Raw genomic sequence first — 16,593 nt, 5'->3', positions numbered from 1 at the left:
CCCCCCCCCCCCCCCCCCCCCCCCCCCCCCCCCCCCCCGCTTCTCTTATGCAGACTGATTTTTCTGTGCCTGACTGCCAAAATAGAAGGCGATCACCACCGAGAAGATGGTGAGAAACTGATCGGCAGCCACCTTGCCGGTGATGGCCAGGTGGAGAAAGGCGATGGTCAAAATCAGGGTGACCAGATTTTGGACCTGCATGATGCAGTGCAGGATCTGCTTCACGGTGAGCACCTCACAAAAAAGGATCGCGGAGCGTGGCTCCGCGATCTATTCTATGCAAGATTCAGCCCTTCAGCAGCAGGTCCAGCTCCTCCAGGGCACTGTCCAGCAGCTTGCTTACCGGCATATCTTCTACGCCAGCCACGATGTTGTCGCACTGATTCATGGGAACCAGGATCTTTTTGGCGGGCGACTGGCCCACCGCCACCGCCATAGCCGGGGAGATCTCTCCCAGCAGGGCGTCGGCAATGACAATGCCCAGAGGGCCCAGGATCACGTCCGCCCGGCGGCAAGCTACCAGCAGGGCGTTCTCCCCAGTGGCGCCCTGAGAAGCGCCGCCCTTCAGCATGGCCGCCGTGGCCAGGCTGTTGGTGCCTACGGCGAAGACCTGCAATTTGGGGTGACGGGCCATAATGCCCCGCACCAGCTGCTGGCCGATCCGGCCGCCCTGGCCGTCCACTACCAGAAGTTCCATGGCCGTCCCTCCGTCTTACAGCAGGATGACGCCGGCGTCCTGGCAGGCCTGGATGGTCTGCTCATCCCAGACGCTGGCCTGGACTTCGCCGATGTGGGCCTTGCCCAGCAGCAGCATACACAGCCGGGACTGGCCGATACCGCCGCCGATGGTCAGGGGCAGCTTGCCCTCCAGCAGCATCTTGTGGAAGGGCAGCTCCCGGCGGCTGTCGCAGCCGGCGATGGTGAGCTGGCGGTCCATGGCGGCGGGGTCCACCCGGATGCCCATGGAGGACACCTCAAAGGCCCGCTCCAGCACCGGGTTCCACACCAAAATATCGCCGTTCAGGTTCCAGTCGTCGTAGTCGGGGGCACGACCGTCGTGGGGCTTACCCGACTTGAGGGCGCCGCCGATGCCCATGAGGAAGGTGGTGGGATGCTCCTTGACCCAGGCGTCCTCCCGCTCCTTGGGGGTGAGGTCGGGCCAGCGGTCCTCCAGCTCCTGGGTGGTGACAAAGGACACGTCGGTGTCCAGGGGGGGCAGGGCGGTGAGCTGGGGGAAGACGGAGCGCAGGGTGGACTGGGTCTCCGCCATGGCCTTCACGATGGTGGAGACGGTGGCCTTCAGATAGTCCACATTGCGGTCCCGGGGGGCGATGACCTTCTCCCAGTCCCACTGGTCCACGTACACCGAGTGGAGGTTGTCCAGCTCCTCGTCCCGGCGGATGGCGTTCATGTCGGTGTACAGGCCCTCGCCTACCGAGAACTGGTAGCGGTACAGGGCCATGCGCTTCCACTTGGCCAGGGAGTGGACCACCTGGGCGTCCCGGCCGGCGTCGGGAATGTCGAAGGAGACTGCCCGTTCCACACCGTTCAGGTCGTCGTTGAGGCCGGTGGAGGCCTCCACGAACAGGGGAGCGGATACCCGGCGCAGGTGGAGGGCGCCCCCCAGGGTGTCCTCAAAGAGCCGCTTCAGCAGGCCGATGGCCTTCTGGGTGTCATATAAATTGAGACAGGGGGCGTACCCCTGAGGGATCACAGTTTGCAGCATGGCGCAGCACTCCTTTTGTCTGGAATTACAATGTAACACATTATACAGGAAAAGTATCCCGCATACAACCCCTACCGATGCTCCAGCCACAGCTTTTGCCGGGCCCGGAGCACAAAGAAGAAGATCCGCACGATCCAGTCTCCCACCATGGCGATCCACACGCCGATGACCCCCAGGCCAAAGTGGCCCCCCAGGATGTAGCTGCATCCCAGCCGTACGATGATCATGGAACAGATGGAGATGACCATGGGTACCTTCACGTCGCCGGTGGCCCGCAGGGCGTTGGGCATGGTGAAGGCCATGGGCCAGAACAGCATGGCGCAGCCGTTGTGGATGAAAATCAGTACCGTGGCATACCACTGGGTCTCGGGGGTCAGGCTGTACAGCATGAGGATCAGGGGCAGGCCCAGCAGCAGAATGCCGTTGAGGACCCAGGTAAAGAGGTAGGTCATCTTCACCAGCTTGACGGTGTAGGCGCGGACCTGGTCCCAGGCCTCGGCCCCCACGCACTGGCCCACCACCGTGATAAGGGCCAGGCCCATGGCGGTGCCGGGGATGACACCGAAGTTGTCAATGTTGTTGGCCACCGCGTTGGCGGCGGTCTGGGCGGTGCCGAAGGTGGAGATCAGGCTCACCAGCAGCACCCGGCCCAGCTGGAAGAAGCAGTTCTCCAGCCCGTTGGGCACGCCGATGCGGAGGATGCGGCCCATCATGTTCGGCTCAAACCGGAACCTGAGCAGACCGGATACCCGTACCGGGTTGTGGCGGCTGTGGAGGAGCACCAGCATAATAGCCGCCGCCACGATACGGGAGAACAGGGAGGACAGAGCCACGCCGTCCACACCCCGGTGAAAGACAAATACAAAGATGGCATTGCCCACCACGTTCTGTCCGTTCATCCAGGCGGAGACGTACATGGAGGCCCTGGAGTTGCCCATGGACCGCAGCAGGGCGGCGCAGCCGTTGTACAGGGCGATGAAGGGGTAGGACAGGGCGGAGATGATGAAATAGGTCACCGCACCCTCCATGACGGCGGGCTCCACCTGGCCGAAGAGCAGCCCCAGCAGGGGGCGGCATAGGGTCAGGGACAGGGCCATGATGATGAGGGCGGCGGCGGTGACGATGTACATCAGCTGATTGGCGGCCCGGTTGGCCCGGTCCAGGTTTTCCGCCCCGATGGACTGGGCGCACACCACCGCGCCGCCGGTGGCCAGGGCGGAAAAGACGTTAATGATGAGCACGTTGATCAGGTCCACCAGGGCCACGCTGGACACGGCGGCCTCTCCGGCAGAGGACACCATCATGATGTCGGCCATGCCCACCATGACGGCCAGGAACTGCTCGATAATCAGGGGAATGATGAGTTTTTTCAGGGCTTGCTTGTTAAACACGGGGGTTCCCTCTCTCTGGTTGGGTTACATACCAAAAAAGTATACTACCGGCGGCAACAGGGCCGCAATGGGCAAAACCCACAGGATTGAGGGGGATGTGCCGCTTGCCTTTTCGCCGGATTGGAGGTATAATTTTCTGCGAAATTGGATCAAAAGCATAAGGAGGAGACCATGGAAAAGATTCAGATGACCACCCCCCTGGTGGAAATGGACGGCGACGAAATGACCCGGGTGCTGTGGCAGCAGATCAAGGACGAGCTGCTCCTGCCCTTTATCGACCTCAAGACCGAGTATTACGACCTGGGCCTGCCCTATCGGGAGCAGACCGGCGACCAGGTGACCGTGGACTCCGCCGAGGCCACCAAGAAGTACGGCGTGGCGGTGAAGTGCGCCACCATCACCCCCAACGCCCAGCGCGTGGAGGAGTACAAGCTCTCCCAGATGTGGAAGTCCCCCAACGGCACCATCCGTGCCATTCTGGACGGCACCGTGTTCCGTGCCCCCATCATGGTCAAGGGCATCTCCCCGGTGGTCAAGACCTGGAAGAAGCCCATCACCATCGCCCGTCACGCCTACGGCGACGTGTATAAGTCCACCGAGTACCGTGTGCCCGGCCCCGGCAAGGCCGAGCTGGTGTTTACCGGCGAGGACGGCAAGGAGCAGTTCCGCCAGACCATCTACGACTTCGAGTGCGGCGGCGTGCTCCAGGGCCAGTACAACAAGGACAGCTCTATCTCCTCCTTTGCCCGCTCCTGCTTCCAGTACGCCATCGACACCAAGCAGGACCTGTGGTTTGCCACCAAGGACACCATCTCCAAGAAGTATGACCACACCTTCAAGGACATCTTCCAGGAGATCTTTGACGCCGAGTACAAGGCCAAGTTTGACGAGCTGGGCATCGAGTATTTCTACACCCTCATTGACGACGCCGTGGCCCGTGTGGTTCGGTCCCAGGGCGGCTTTATCTGGGCCTGCAAGAACTACGACGGCGACGTGATGAGCGACATGGTGTCCACCGCCTTCGGTTCCCTGGCCATGATGACCTCCGTGCTGGTGAGCCCCGACGGCAAGTACGAGTACGAGGCCGCCCACGGTACCGTCACCCGCCACTATTACAAGTACCTGAAGGGGGAGGAGACCTCCACCAACCCGGTGGCCACCCTCTTCGCCTGGAGCGGCGCCCTCCGCAAGCGGGGCGAGCTGGACGGCATCCAGGCTCTGGCGGACTTTGCCGACAAGCTGGAGAAGGCCACCATCGACACCATCGAGGGCGGCGTCATGACCCGGGACCTGGTGGGCCTGTGGGAGGGTGAGACCCCCGCTCAGGGCGTCAACTCCCTGGACTTCTTGAAGGCCATCCGGGCCAAGCTGGAGGCCAGCCTGTAACAGCCAAAAAGCAACTCTGACCAACAGGGGCAGCGGAGCGGCGGTCTGCCGTGCCGCTGCCCTTCTTTGATCCGGGGAGAAAGGAGGAAATCCATGAAAAAGCAGCTTCTGGCGGGAGCTCTGTCCCTGGCCCTTCTGGCCGGGCTGGTACCGGCGGCGGGGGCGGATTCCACCCAACAGGCCCAACAGGCGGCGGAGCACCTGTACTGCCTGGGCCTGCTGGACGGTGCGGGTACCGGCAGCGACGGGACGCCCAACTTTAATCTGGGGGGCACTATGACCCGGGGGGAGGCCATCACCATGGTGGTGCGGCTCACCGGCGGGAAGGAGGCCGCCCTCACTGGCGGAAGCACCCACCCCTTCACCGATGTGGACGGCTGGGGGGAGCCCTATGTGGCCTACGCCTATGCAAACGGCATCACCACCGGGGTGAGCGATACGACCTTCGGTTTCCACAGTACCATCACTCAGGAGGAATACCTGACCTTGCTGCTGCGGGCCATGCACTATGAGAATGTGGACTGGCGTGATCCCTATGCTGTCACCGATGACCTGGGCCTGCGGGAAGGGGAGGACTATGTCCGGGACCAGACCTTCCAGCGCAGTGACATGGTCCTGCTGTCCGACCGGATGCTGGAGGTAACGCTGGCGGGGGAGGAGGTTACCCTCTATGAAAAGCTGGATCTCCAGGGTGCGCTGGAGCGGCGGGAACTGCCTGCTCCCAAGCTGCAGCCCGGGCCTACCGTAACGGTGGAGAGCACCTTTGCAGTCAGCAGCGTGGAGGATATGATCCGCCGGATGGCGGTCCAGGTGGATGCCCGCAATACCGCCCTCACCATCTACACCCCAGTGGGGCAGGAGGGGGCGTACAGCCAGGCCCTGCTTACCGAGGATACCATCGACCGCTTCCCGGACGTGGATTCCATGGCCACCCGGTATTATCCCGATCAGGGCTACTTCACTGTGGAGATCCGCTACCGGGACTCCGCCCGGGTGATGGCCTATGTGGAGGGAAAGACGGATCGCCTGTCGGCCCAGGACATGGCCCTCTATGAGGAGGCGGTGCGGGTCCACGACAGTCTGGTGGACAGCACCATGAGCCAGTATGAACGGGTGAAGGCCTTCCACGACTACCTGTGCGACACCGTCACCTATCGAAAGACCGGGCCGGAGAGTCACACTGCCTACGGCGCACTGGTGAACCACGCCGCCGTGTGCCAGGGGTATACCCAGGCCATGGACCTGCTGTGTTTCCTCAGCGGCATCGACTGCGAGCATATCTTCGGTCAGGCCACCGCCAACGGCGTGACGGAGTATCACGCCTGGGTGCGGGTAAACATCGACGGGAACTGGTACAATGTGGACCCCACCTGGGACGATCAGGTGACCTATATCTCCTACGACTATTTCCTGGTGTCCGACGGGCATATGGACGGCCATATCTGGACCGCCTACCCCAACTGGCCCGTCTGCCCCAGCGACTATCCCCGGCCCTGAGGGCACGGTGGAAAACTGTGCCTTGACAAGTGAAAAGACCAGTGCTATGGTATAGCACAGAGTGAAGCTGAAAGAAGGCGTCACGAAGGGGTACACCACCGCGGGTGTAGTTCTTTCGTGACGCCTTTTTTGCGTTTGGAAGGAGGCAAATTATGCTGCAAGTCAACGGTCAGCCCATGGACCGGACAGGTCTGCATACCGTGCAGGACCTGCTGGACAAGCAGGGCTGGAAGGCCGCCCAGGTGGCGGTGGAGCACAACGGCGCCATTCTCCGCCGGGAGGACTTTTCCACAACCGCCCTGTCCGATGGGGACAAGCTGGAGGTAGTGCGGTTCGTGGGGGGAGGCTGACCCATGGACCGGGAAACGCTGGAACAGGCCCTCATCGCCCGCCACGGGGCGGAGAATCAGAAAAAATTTGCTGCCGCCTCGGTGGGCATCGCGGGCCTTGGGGGCCTGGGCTCCCACATTGCCGTCCATTTGGCCCGGCTGGGGGTGGGGCGGCTGGTGCTGGCCGACTTCGACCGGGTGGACGTGACCAACCTCCACCGGCAGCACTATTTCATTCCCCATCTGGGGTGGTACAAGACCGAGGCCCTGGCGGAGCAGCTCAGGGGGATCAACCCCTGGCTGGACTATGAGATCCACACCTGTAAAGTGACGGCGGACAACGCCTGCACCCTGTTTCAGGGCTGCCAGGTGGTGTGCGAGGCCTTCGACCAGGCCGACCAGAAGGCCATGCTGGTCCAGGCGGTACTTACCGGCCTGCCGGACACCCTGCTGGTAGCCGGCTCCGGCATGGCGGGAAGCGGCTCGGCCAATACCATTGTTACCCGCAAGGCCATGGGCCGCCTCTGGCTCTGCGGCGACGGGGAGAGCGATATCGACCAGGGGCAGGGACTGATGGCCCCCCGGGTGGCGGTATGCGCGGCACACCAGGCCACTATGGTCATGCGGCTGCTGCTGGGACAAATGGAACCGTAAAACATCAAAGAAAGGAACGAACAACTATGGCAGATCAACTGATTTTGGGCGGACACGCCTTTACCTCCCGGTTCATTCTGGGCTCGGGCAAATATTCTCTGGACCTGATCCGGGCGGCAGTGGAGCACGCCGGGGCCCAGATCATCACTCTGGCCCTTCGCCGGGCCAACTCGGACACCGACAGCATTCTGGATCATATCCCGGAGGGGGTCACCCTGCTGCCCAACACCTCCGGCGCCCGCAACGCCGACGAGGCGGTGCGGATCGCCCGGCTGGCCCGGGCCTGCGGCTGCGGGGACTTTGTGAAGATCGAGATCATGCGGGACAGCAAGTACCTGCTGCCCGACAACTACGAGACCATCAAGGCCACCGAGATCCTGGCCAAGGAGGGCTTTGTGGTCATGCCCTATATGTACCCCGACCTGAACGTGGCCCGGGATCTGGTGGACGCGGGGGCGGCCTGCGTCATGCCTCTGGGCGCTCCCATTGGCTCCAACAAGGGACTGGCTACCAAAGAATTCATCCGCATTCTCATCGACGAGATCGATTTGCCCGTCATTGTGGACGCCGGCATCGGCCGGCCCTCCCAGGCCTGCGAGGCCATGGAGATGGGTGCCGCTGCCGTGATGGCCAACACCGCCATTGCCACCGCCGGGGACATCGCCGCCATGGCGGGGGCCTTCAAGTCTGCCATCGAGGCGGGCCGGGCCGCCTATCTGGCCGGGCTGGGCCGGGTGCTGGACCACGGGGCGGCAGCTTCCTCCCCCCTTACCGGATTTCTGGCGGACTGAGAGGAGGAAGAGACATGGATCAGCCTATGGAAGGCATTACCGTGGTGGAGGTCAAGGACAAGATTGACCACATGACCTATCTGCCCGGCATGGAACAGATCGACCCCACCGTCCGACTCCAGGTGACGGCGGCCCGGGACGGCTATGACGAGACCATTTACACTGCAAAGGACGTGCGGGCCGCCCTGGATGCCGATGTGCGTACCCCGGAGCACTTTGCCGCCCTGCTGTCCCCGGCGGCCGGGCCCTTCCTGGAGGAGATGGCCCAAAAGGCCCGGATGGAAAAGCGGCGGTACTTCGGCGACAACGTGTACCTCTTTACTCCCATCTACATCTCCAACTACTGTGAGAACTACTGCATCTACTGTGGCTTTAACTGTCATAACAAGATCCGCCGGGCCAAGCTGGACATGGCGGGCATTGAGGCGGAAATGGCCGCAATTGCCAAAACCGGCCTTGAGGAGATTTTGATCCTCACCGGTGAGAGCCGGAAGATGAGCGACGTGCAGTACATCGGTGAGGCCTGCAAGATCGCCCGGAAGTATTTTAAAATGGTAGGCATCGAGGTCTACCCCATGAACTCCGATGAGTACGCCTACCTCCACCAGTGCGGGGTGGACTATGTGACGGTGTTTCAGGAGACCTACCATGCCGATCGGTATGAGCAGCTCCATCTGGCGGGCCACAAGCGGATCTTTCCCTACCGCATGGAGGCCCAGGAGCGGGCCCTCATGGGCGGGATGCGGGGGGTGGCCTTCGCCGCCCTGCTGGGACTGAACGACTTCCGGAGGGACGCCTTCGCCACCGGGATGCACGCCTGGCTCCTCCAGCGCAAGTATCCCCACGCCGAGATCTCCTTCTCCTGCCCCCGGCTGCGGCCCATCGTCAACAACGACAAGATCAACCCCAAGGACGTTCACGAGCGGCAGCTGCTCCAGGTCATGTGTGCCTACCGCCTGTTCATGCCCTTTGCCGGCATGACCATCTCCACCCGGGAGCGAGCGGGCTTCCGGGACCGGGTCATCGACATTGCCGCCACCAAGATTTCCGCCGGGGTATCCACCGGCATCGGCGGCCACTCCGGCGAGGAGGAGGGGGACGACCAGTTTGAGATCGCCGACAACCGGGACGTGGAGCAGGTGGCCCAGGCCATCCGGGACCAGGGCCTCCAGCCGGTGATGAACGACTATGTCTATGTTTGAACTGGTGTGCGTGACCCACCGGGGGCTGTGCAGCGATGACCTGCCCCAGCGGGTGTCCGCCCTGTGCCGGGGCGGCGTGAGCAAAGTCATCATGCGGGAGAAGGACCTGTCCGAGGAGGAATATGAGGCCCTGGCCCGGCAGGTGCTGGCCGCCGGGGGAGACAAGGTGGTGCTCCACCATTTTCCCCGGGTGTGTCAAAGGTTGGGCGTGCCCCGGCTCCACCTGTCCCTGGGGCAGCTGGAGGCCGATCCTGCCCTGCGGGAGCAGGTGAAGCTGCTGGGTGTGTCCATCCATGCCCCTGAGGAGGCCGTCCGGGCCCAGAAGCTGGGGGCGGACTATGTGACGGCGGGCCACGTCTTTGCCACCGACTGCAAAAAGGGTCTGCCCGGCCGGGGGCTTCCCTGGCTGGAGGGGGTGGTGAATGCGGTGTCCATTCCGGTGTATGCCATCGGCGGCATTGCTCCGGACAACCTGGCTGCCGTAGCTCGAACCGGGGCGGCGGGAGCCTGTCTCATGAGCGCTTTTATGGCTTGTCCAGACCCGCAGACCTATGTGGAAGGACTGCGGCAAATAACAGATTGAACGCAAAAGGCGCGGGACTACCCGCGCCTTTTTTATTGCCTCCATATTCGGAAGATGTTTCTAGCCCAGGAATACCTTGACAGAGTTGGCGGGGGTGAGTAAACTGGAAATGACATCCGTCGAATTCCCCCGAAATGGGGGCGCGGACGAGAGAGGAAGATGGGTATGTTTTGTTATCGATGCGGCGCCCAGCTGACCGGAACAGAAAAATTCTGCGGGCACTGCGGTGCACCGCTGGAAGAGGCCTTGAAGTCTGTGGGCCAGGACCAGACCTCGCCGCCTCAGGATCAGACTCCTCCGGCAGCGGAGCAGCCGGTTCATGAGCCGGAGCCCACTCCTGTGGAGGAACAGCCTGTCCAGCAGCCTCCGGTTCAGGAGCCGGAGCCTGCGCCCGGCTGGAATGTCCCCCCCACCCAACCGCCCCAGCCGGGGCCTGTTTATGCGCCCGGACCCGGCGGACCTGGGAATGGTCAGCCCTCCGCCCCCAAGGGCGGCAAAAAGAAGTGGTTGCTGCCCGTCATCCTTGTGGCGGCCCTGGCGGTGGGCATAGGCGGCTTTTTGCTGTACCGGAATATCAGCACCAATCAGGCCTATCAGCAGGCGGTGGAGCAGGGACGGGACGCCCTGAACCGGGGCAGCTACGCCCAGGCGGTGGACTACTATGAGCAGGCCCGGAATCTGCGGGGCCTGGAGAACGCCGACCGGCTGGCCCTGGCGGAGGCCTATCTGGCCCAGGACAACCGGACAGCGGCGGCCCGGCTGCTGGAGGAGGGCCCTCTCCAGGAGGGGGACGAGCAGTATGCCCTCTACCAGAAGCTGTATGCCATGTGCATTCTCTCCCCTGAAGTGGACGATGTGGACACCGACAACTTCCCGGTGGTCACCCTGAAGCTGGACTGCGATCAGCCCTTCCCTCTGGACCTGTCCGAGGTGGGCATCCGGGAGGATGGCCAGGACTGTGAGGTGCAGGAGGTGACCCAGGAGGATGGCCAGGTTGAGATCACCTACCTGACCTTTGACGCCGAGTACAGCGAGGAGCACCGCCAGCCTGTACTCACCTTCTCGGTGGACGGCATCTCCATGGAGCGGGAAGGAGACTACTATACCCCCTACTTCGTGCCCGCCCGGCTGCGTCTGGTGTCCACTGACGTCAGCGAATATCCTGTGGTCCGGGCCTATTTCCAGGTGGTGGACGACTACAGCGGCGAGACGGTGGAGGGCTTGGATTCCAACGCCTTCCGCATCATGGAGCGGGTGGAAGGCGGCGAGTATCTGGCTCGTGAGGTCAAGTCGGTGCTTCCTCTGGAGGGCAACGACGGCCTGAAGATCGATCTGGTGGCTGACAAGAGCGACAGTATCACCGAGTACGACATGGGCAAGATCAAGACCGTTATGACCGAGTTTGTGCAGGAGCTGGACTTCGCCCTGGGCGACCGGGCGGAGGTGCTGGCCTTTGACTCCATCGTGCAGCAGATGTGCTACTACACCGACGACGTGGGCCTGTTGGTCAACGGCATCAACAATATGTCCACCGACGGCCTCACCGCCTTCTATGACGCGGTGTACGACGGTGTGACCAACGCCACCCTTCAGGGCGGCGCCCGCTGCGTCATCGCCTTTACCGACGGCATGGACAACCGCAGCCGCCACACCCCTGAGGAGCTCATCCGCTACGCTAACACCCAGCAGACCCCGGTGTACATCATCGGCGTAGGCAACTCGGTGGAGACCAGCACCCTGCGCCATATTGCCGAGAGTACCGGCGGCCGCTACTGGTACATTGACGATCTCTACGACCTGGAGGCCATCTTCCAGCAGATCTATGACGAGCAGATGGACTACTATATCGTGGAGTACGAGAGCGACAGCGCCGCCGACAGCTACGCCACCCGTGACCTGCAGGTCAAAGTGTCCGGACAGGGCTACCGGGGAGAGAGCGAACTGACCGTTACCCCGGTACGCAGCATCCGGGACGACGGCGGCGTGGGCGGCGGACACCGCTACGAGCTGTTCAAAGAGAGCCTGACCTGGGAGGAGGCCTCCCGCCGCTGCCAGGAGATGGGCGGCCATCTGGCCACCATCACCTCCCAGGAGGAGATGGACCAGATCACTGCCATGGCGGAGGCCCAGGACGTGAAGTATATCTGGCTGGGCGGCTACACCTCCTATGACGACGCCGGCAACGTGTTTGGCCACTGGGTTACCGGTGAGGCATTCAACTTCCAGGCCTGGTCTGCCAACGAGCCCTCCCGTCAGGATCAGGACGGCACCGAGGAGTGGTACATCATGCTGTGGAACATCAAGGCGGTGGGCGGCTGGTGCTGGAACGACCAGCGCAATGATCCGGTCTCCGCTGTGCCCACCATGGCCGACGGCATGGGCTTTGTGTGCGAATTTGAAGAATAGGAGTATCGGCTGCCATGAAAGGAAAACGATGTGCCAAATCCTCAGGAGGGCGGATTGCTCTGGTGATTGTGCTCCTGGTTGTTGTGGCAGTAGCAGGCGGGATCGCCTGGTGGCTGCTGGGTTCCGGCGGCCCGGCTCCGGCGGCTGAGAGTGCCGACCCGGTGACTTCCGCTCAGCCCACCCCGTCCCCCACACCGGCACCCACTCCAACGCCCACGCCGGAACCCACGCCTACCCCCACCCCCACGGTGGAGGAGCGGACGGCGGCTCTGGCGGCGGAGATGACGGCTGAGATGAGCCGGTATGAAAAGATCTGCCAGCTTATCATCGTATCTCCCGAGGATCTTACCGGCGTAAGCACTGCCACCCAGGCGGGTGCGGCCACCAAAGCGGGGCTGGAGCGCTACCCTATCTGCGGTATTCTGTACCGCAAGCCCAATATGCTCAGCCAGAGCCAGCTCAAGCAGATGCTGGACAACAGCCAGAGCTATTCCAAGATCCCCCTCATCTTGACCTGCGACGAGGAGGGGGGACGGGTCACCCGCCTCATGAGCACCGTGGGTACCACCTGGGTGGGCCCCATGCTGGACTATGAGGACCAGGGCCCCGAGACCGCCTACGACAATGCCTACACCATCGGCTCCGATCTGGCCAGCTGCGGCTTCAACACCGACCTGGCCCCGGTGGCCGACGTGTGGACCAATCCGGAGAACACTGTCATCGGCGACCGGGCCTATTCCACCGACTTTAACACTGCGGCGGAGCTGGTGGCGGCGGCGGTGGAGGGTTTCCACGACGGCGGCGTGGGGGCGGTGCTCAAGCACTTCCCCGGCCACGGCGGCACCTCCACCGACTCCCACGACGGGGCCACCTATCTGTATCGCACCCTGGACCAGCTGCGGCAGGGGGAGCTGATCCCCTTCCAGGCGGGCATCGAGGCGGGGGCGGACGCGGTGATGATGGGCCATCTCATTGTTCCCGACCTGGACGATCAGCCCGCCCCTCTGTCCTATGAGATCGTCACCGGTCTGCTCCGGGAGGAGATGGGCTTTAACGGGGTGGTCATGACAGACGCCATGGAGATGTCTGCCCTTACCAAGTATTATACCGGCGGTCAGGCGGCGGTGATGGCCATTCAGGCCGGGGTGGATATCCTGCTGTGTCCCGGCGATCTGGACAGTACCATTGCGGCCCTGGAGGCGGCGGTGGAGGACGGCTCCATCTCAGAGGAGCGGCTGGATGAGAGCGTGCAGCGCATTCTCACCTTCAAGATCAACCGGGGCCTCATCCCTCTGGAGTGAATAAAACAGAAAAAAGGACTGCTGTGGTACAGCAGTCCTTTTTCTTATGTCTGACGCTATCTCAAGCGGGGCTGCCCAGCAGCAGGGGCTGGAGCTGGCGTCCCTCCAGAGCGGCGGCAATGGTGTCGGGCACCAGAGAGAAGTCGGCCACCACCGAGGTGGGCTTGCCCTGGGGATCGTCCTGCCGGAAGGGGACGAAATAGACGTGTTTTTTGTCCAGCAGCGCCCCGATGTTCTTGGCCGAGGCGGCCAGGGCGTCGTTGGTGGCAGGACAGATCACCAGGGGGCGGCCGTTGCGCAGATGGGCCTTGGCCGCCAGGGTAACAGTGGAATCGGTGACGCCGTTTGCCAGCTTTGCCAGGGTGTTACCGGTGCAGGGGCAGATAACCAGCACATCCAGCAGCTTTTTGGGCCCGATGGGCTCCGCCTTCACCAGAGAGTCGATGACCCGCTTGTCACAGATGCGCTCCATCTCCCGCATAAACTCATGGGCCGGGCCGAACCGGGTGTCGTTGGCGGCGGCGGCCTCCGACACGATGGGGGTCACGTCCCCAAACCGGGCCTTCACCTGCTCCAGGGCGGTCATAGCCATACTGAATGTACAAAAAGACCCGCAAAAGGCGAATCCAACCTTCGCTTGTTCCATGCTCACACTCCCAATTCCCGCAATATGTTGTAGATGGTGGTCTGAATACACTGGCCTGCCGTTACCGGCGCTACCTTGCCCGGCAGGGAGAGGGCCCAGATGACTTTGACCCCAAGACGGGCGGCCGCATCAAAGTCCACGCCGCCCGGCTTGGAGGCCAGATCAATGACCAGACAGTCCGGCTTCAGATCGGCAAGTTCGGTGAGGCCCAGCACCGGGGCAGGGACGGTGTTGACCACCAGGTCGTAGCCGCACAGCCAGCCCGCCAGGTGCTCGGTCTGCTCCCCGCAGTAGCCGCAGCTCTCTGCCCAGGCCAGATCGGCCCACTTGCGGGCGGCCACGCTCACCTTGGCCCCCAGGCCGGCCAGACGCTGGGACAGGGCCTTGCCTACCCGGCCAAAGCCGATGACCAGCACCCGGGCGCCGTGGAGGGTGATGGGCAGTTCCTCCAGTGCGATCTGGATGGCACCCTCTGCGGTGGGCACCGCGTTGGCCACCGCCAGCTCCTCCCGGGCGAAGTAGTCCTGAAGGACCAGTCCTTTTTGGGCGGCCAGGGCGGTGAGATTGGGGCCCACCATCCCGGCGCACACCAGTTGGCCGGGCCGCAGAGGGGAGAGCAGCTCCTCCAGCTTATGGGGCTGGTCGGACAGAGGGGCGTGGAGCAGGCCGCCCTCCTCCTCCGCCGGCAGAGGCAGGATCAGGCAGTCGGCCAGTTCCACCCCCGCCGGGTCGGTCTCCATCTGTACCCCCGTCAGAGGGCCGTGGCCCTCCAGGGCCCAGGTATGTACTGTGTGGCCGTCGGCGGCCAGCAGCTCCGCCAGTTTGGCCTGCCGCAAATCGCCCCCCGCCACCCACAGGTTCAGTTCGTGTCTCATGGTAAGCCCTCCGTTCCCAGTGACTGCTCCATCCTATTCCGCCGCCGGAAAAGGGTGACTGGGTGGCACAGCTTGACTTTTTGCTTTAACAGGCTAATAATAAAAAGACAGATCAAGAGAGAGCGGAGATGGACCCGATGGACCGAAACGAACAAAATCGCCTGACCGAAGGCAGCGTCCCCAAAAAGATGCTGGCCTTTGCCCTGCCCATCTTTTTCAGTAACCTGTTTCAGCAATTATATAATGCAGTGGATTCCCTTATTGTGGGCAACTTCATCGGCCGGTCCGCTCTGGCGGCGGTCAGCTCCTCCAGCAGCATGATTTTGCTCATGGTGGGCTTTATCAACGGTGTATCCCTGGGTGCGGGCGTGCTCATCGCACGGTACTACGGGGCGGAGGACGACGACCATATGGAGCGGGCGGTCCACACCACCGTGGCCCTGGGCCTGACAGCAGGTGTGATCCTGACAGTAGTGGGGGCCATTTTAACCCCACAGATCCTCCAGTGGATCGGCACCCCTGCCGACGTCATTGACAACTCCATTCTTTACTTCCGCATTTACTTCTTCGGCTCCTCCGCTGTGATGCTCTACAACATGGGGGCCAGTATCCTCCAGTCGGTGGGTGACAGCCGCAGCCCCATGAAGTACCTCATTGCCGCCTCCCTTACCAATGTGGTGCTGGATCTGCTCTTTGTGGCGGTACTGAAACTGGGGGTGGGCAGCGCCGCCCTGGCCACCATCCTCAGCCAGTGCCTGTCCGCCTTCCTGGCCTTCCGCAAGCTGACCCTCACCAAGGCGGGCTACCGGGTGAACTGGCGGCGGGTGCGCTTCGAGGGACCCACCTTCAAGCAGATCATCACCCTGGGTATCCCCTCCGGAGTACAGAGCTCGGTGGTCTCCCTGGCCAACGTCATCGTCCAGGCCAACATCAACGCCTTTGACTCCGCCGCCATGGCGGGCTGCGGCGCCTACAGCCGTATCGAAGGCTTTGCCTTCCTGCCGGTAACCTGTTTTGCGCTGGCCCTGTCCACCTTCGTCAGTCAGAACCTGGGGGCCCACCGCTTCGACCGGGTGCGGGCGGGTATGAAGTTCGGCCTGGTGTGCAGCCCCATTTTGGCAGAGGCCATCGGCGGGATCATCTTCCTGGCCTCCCCGCTGCTGGTGGCCGCCTTCAACAGTGAACCGGAGGTGGTGGCCTTTGGTGTGGCCTACGCCCGTACGGTGTCCCTGTTCTACTGCCTGCTGTCCTTCTCCCACTGCTGCGCCGGCATCCTGCGGGGCATGGGGCGGCCCATCGTACCCATGGCCATTATGCTGACGGTGTGGTGCGCCCTGCGTATCACCTACATCACCCTTACCGTGCGGGTCATCCCCGACATCCGGGTGGTCTATTGGGCCTATCCCCTCACCTGGTCCATCAGCTCGGTGCTCTTCGCCCTCTGCCTGCGGCAGTTGCTGCGGCATATGCCCCACGGCGAGCTGCAAAGCGCGCCCATGTGACCGGACAGGGGGAAAACACAGTGAGAGTGGAGAAAACTCCGGCGGTATTTGTACACAATTCCCGTTGCAATCACGGGAAAAAGAGGGTATAATGACTCCAACCTAGAAAAGTGAGGCGTACAGGCATGACCAGACGTTCCCTCACAACTGCATCCTTCCTGTTTTCCTTTGGCTGGGTTCGATTTATGGGCACCGGCTTTTTTGGCATGGGAAAATAGCAGGATGGAGTAAATGGGTGGGCCCTATGGGGCCTGATATTACCTTGTAACACAGACAGGGCGCTCATTGATTTCATCAATGAGCG

The 16,593-nt window shown here is 62.7% G+C and carries 16 protein-coding genes; 10 read left to right on the top strand and 6 right to left on the bottom strand.

The features are described from left to right. Positions 1 to 45: 45 nt before the first annotated feature. The 4 genes from B5G42_RS08965 to B5G42_RS08950 form a co-directional block, all read right to left on the bottom strand. Positions 46 to 225 carry a hypothetical protein gene (locus tag B5G42_RS08965; protein WP_087188327.1) on the bottom strand — a complete coding sequence of 60 codons (180 nt, stop codon included), beginning with the start codon at positions 223 to 225 and terminating at the stop codon, positions 46 to 48. 61 nt (positions 226 to 286) lie between these two features. After that, positions 287 to 697: a DUF3842 family protein gene (locus B5G42_RS08960; RefSeq protein ID WP_087188326.1), complete on the bottom strand. Its 411-nt coding sequence runs from the start codon at positions 695 to 697 to the stop codon at positions 287 to 289. Between the two features lie 15 nt (positions 698 to 712). Then, on the bottom strand, positions 713 to 1,726 hold the full coding sequence (gene asnA / locus B5G42_RS08955; RefSeq protein WP_087269233.1) for an aspartate--ammonia ligase: 1,014 nt from the start codon (positions 1,724 to 1,726) through the stop codon (positions 713 to 715). A 71-nt stretch (positions 1,727 to 1,797) separates the two neighbouring features. Continuing rightward, positions 1,798 to 3,117 (bottom strand): MATE family efflux transporter, encoded by a 1,320-nt coding sequence (locus B5G42_RS08950; RefSeq protein ID WP_087269230.1) that lies wholly within the window; start codon positions 3,115 to 3,117, stop codon positions 1,798 to 1,800. Between the two features lie 171 nt (positions 3,118 to 3,288). Between B5G42_RS08950 and B5G42_RS08945 the strand changes: the two genes are divergently transcribed. From B5G42_RS08945 to B5G42_RS08905, 9 genes are all read left to right on the top strand, one after another. Further along, the gene (locus tag B5G42_RS08945; protein ID WP_087269227.1) at positions 3,289 to 4,503 is read left to right on the top strand and encodes an NADP-dependent isocitrate dehydrogenase; all 1,215 of its coding nucleotides are present in this window, start codon (positions 3,289 to 3,291) and stop codon (positions 4,501 to 4,503) included. A gap of 93 nt (positions 4,504 to 4,596) precedes the next feature. Beyond that, positions 4,597 to 6,000, top strand: coding sequence for a transglutaminase domain-containing protein (locus tag B5G42_RS08940; protein ID WP_087269224.1), 1,404 nt, complete (start codon positions 4,597 to 4,599; stop codon positions 5,998 to 6,000). Positions 6,001 to 6,152: 152 nt separating this feature from the next. Beyond that, entirely contained in the window at positions 6,153 to 6,350 is a 198-nt protein-coding gene (gene thiS, locus B5G42_RS08935) for a sulfur carrier protein ThiS (RefSeq protein WP_087188322.1), read from the top strand. Positions 6,351 to 6,353: 3 nt separating this feature from the next. Further along, positions 6,354 to 6,983, top strand: a complete 630-nt coding sequence (gene thiF, locus B5G42_RS08930) for a sulfur carrier protein ThiS adenylyltransferase ThiF (RefSeq protein ID WP_087269221.1) — start codon at positions 6,354 to 6,356, stop codon at positions 6,981 to 6,983. Between the two features lie 26 nt (positions 6,984 to 7,009). After that, positions 7,010 to 7,774 carry a thiazole synthase gene (locus B5G42_RS08925; RefSeq protein WP_087188320.1) on the top strand — a complete coding sequence of 255 codons (765 nt, stop codon included), beginning with the start codon at positions 7,010 to 7,012 and terminating at the stop codon, positions 7,772 to 7,774. Between the two features lie 14 nt (positions 7,775 to 7,788). Next, positions 7,789 to 8,976: a 2-iminoacetate synthase ThiH gene (thiH, locus tag B5G42_RS08920; protein ID WP_242961180.1), complete on the top strand. Its 1,188-nt coding sequence runs from the start codon at positions 7,789 to 7,791 to the stop codon at positions 8,974 to 8,976. Beyond that, the gene (locus B5G42_RS08915) at positions 8,963 to 9,559 is read left to right on the top strand and encodes a thiamine phosphate synthase (protein ID WP_087269216.1); all 597 of its coding nucleotides are present in this window, start codon (positions 8,963 to 8,965) and stop codon (positions 9,557 to 9,559) included. The genes thiH and B5G42_RS08915 overlap by 14 nt, the downstream gene beginning before the upstream one ends. Before the next feature lie 165 nt (positions 9,560 to 9,724). Continuing rightward, a complete protein-coding gene (locus tag B5G42_RS08910) occupies positions 9,725 to 11,965 on the top strand; it encodes a VWA domain-containing protein (RefSeq protein WP_087269213.1) in 2,241 nt (746 codons plus the stop codon). 14 nt (positions 11,966 to 11,979) lie between these two features. After that, complete coding sequence (locus B5G42_RS08905) at positions 11,980 to 13,266, top strand: glycoside hydrolase family 3 protein (protein WP_087269210.1); 1,287 nt, start codon at positions 11,980 to 11,982, stop codon at positions 13,264 to 13,266. A gap of 61 nt (positions 13,267 to 13,327) precedes the next feature. Here the strand turns inward: B5G42_RS08905 and B5G42_RS08900 are convergent, their stop codons facing one another. Then, complete coding sequence (locus B5G42_RS08900; protein ID WP_087269207.1) at positions 13,328 to 13,912, bottom strand: dipicolinate synthase subunit B; 585 nt, start codon at positions 13,910 to 13,912, stop codon at positions 13,328 to 13,330. A gap of 2 nt (positions 13,913 to 13,914) precedes the next feature. Beyond that, positions 13,915 to 14,787, bottom strand: a complete 873-nt coding sequence (dpsA, locus tag B5G42_RS08895; RefSeq protein ID WP_087269204.1) for a dipicolinate synthase subunit DpsA — start codon at positions 14,785 to 14,787, stop codon at positions 13,915 to 13,917. 137 nt (positions 14,788 to 14,924) lie between these two features. Between dpsA and B5G42_RS08890 the strand changes: the two genes are divergently transcribed. Continuing rightward, entirely contained in the window at positions 14,925 to 16,289 is a 1,365-nt protein-coding gene (locus B5G42_RS08890; RefSeq protein ID WP_087269200.1) for an MATE family efflux transporter, read from the top strand. Positions 16,290 to 16,593: the final 304 nt, after the last annotated feature.

Source organism: Flavonifractor sp. An91 (genome assembly GCF_002159225.1).
GTDB classification, from domain to species: Bacteria; Bacillota; Clostridia; order Oscillospirales; family Oscillospiraceae; genus Flavonifractor; species Flavonifractor avicola.
The sequence above is the reverse complement of the archived record's forward strand: the minus strand, read 5'-3'. Positions and strand labels throughout refer to the sequence as shown.

Bases quoted from the DNA above. Each gene is read 5' to 3' on its own strand.
- thiH (WP_242961180.1), top strand. From the start codon at position 7,789: ATGGATCAGCCTATGGAAGGCATTACCGTGGTGGAGGTCAAGGACAAG.
- B5G42_RS08945 (WP_087269227.1), top strand. From the start codon at position 3,289: ATGGAAAAGATTCAGATGACCACCCCCCTGGTGGAAATGGACGGCGAC.
- asnA (WP_087269233.1), bottom strand. From the start codon at position 1,726: ATGCTGCAAACTGTGATCCCTCAGGGGTACGCCCCCTGTCTCAATTTA.
- B5G42_RS08940 (WP_087269224.1), top strand. From the start codon at position 4,597: ATGAAAAAGCAGCTTCTGGCGGGAGCTCTGTCCCTGGCCCTTCTGGCC.
- B5G42_RS08915 (WP_087269216.1), top strand. From the start codon at position 8,963: ATGTCTATGTTTGAACTGGTGTGCGTGACCCACCGGGGGCTGTGCAGC.
- B5G42_RS08890 (WP_087269200.1), top strand. From the start codon at position 14,925: ATGGACCGAAACGAACAAAATCGCCTGACCGAAGGCAGCGTCCCCAAA.
- dpsA (WP_087269204.1), bottom strand. From the start codon at position 14,787: ATGAGACACGAACTGAACCTGTGGGTGGCGGGGGGCGATTTGCGGCAG.
- B5G42_RS08960 (WP_087188326.1), bottom strand. From the start codon at position 697: ATGGAACTTCTGGTAGTGGACGGCCAGGGCGGCCGGATCGGCCAGCAG.
- B5G42_RS08910 (WP_087269213.1), top strand. From the start codon at position 9,725: ATGTTTTGTTATCGATGCGGCGCCCAGCTGACCGGAACAGAAAAATTC.
- thiS (WP_087188322.1), top strand. From the start codon at position 6,153: ATGCTGCAAGTCAACGGTCAGCCCATGGACCGGACAGGTCTGCATACC.
- B5G42_RS08900 (WP_087269207.1), bottom strand. From the start codon at position 13,912: ATGGAACAAGCGAAGGTTGGATTCGCCTTTTGCGGGTCTTTTTGTACA.
- thiF (WP_087269221.1), top strand. From the start codon at position 6,354: ATGGACCGGGAAACGCTGGAACAGGCCCTCATCGCCCGCCACGGGGCG.
- B5G42_RS08925 (WP_087188320.1), top strand. From the start codon at position 7,010: ATGGCAGATCAACTGATTTTGGGCGGACACGCCTTTACCTCCCGGTTC.
- B5G42_RS08905 (WP_087269210.1), top strand. From the start codon at position 11,980: ATGAAAGGAAAACGATGTGCCAAATCCTCAGGAGGGCGGATTGCTCTG.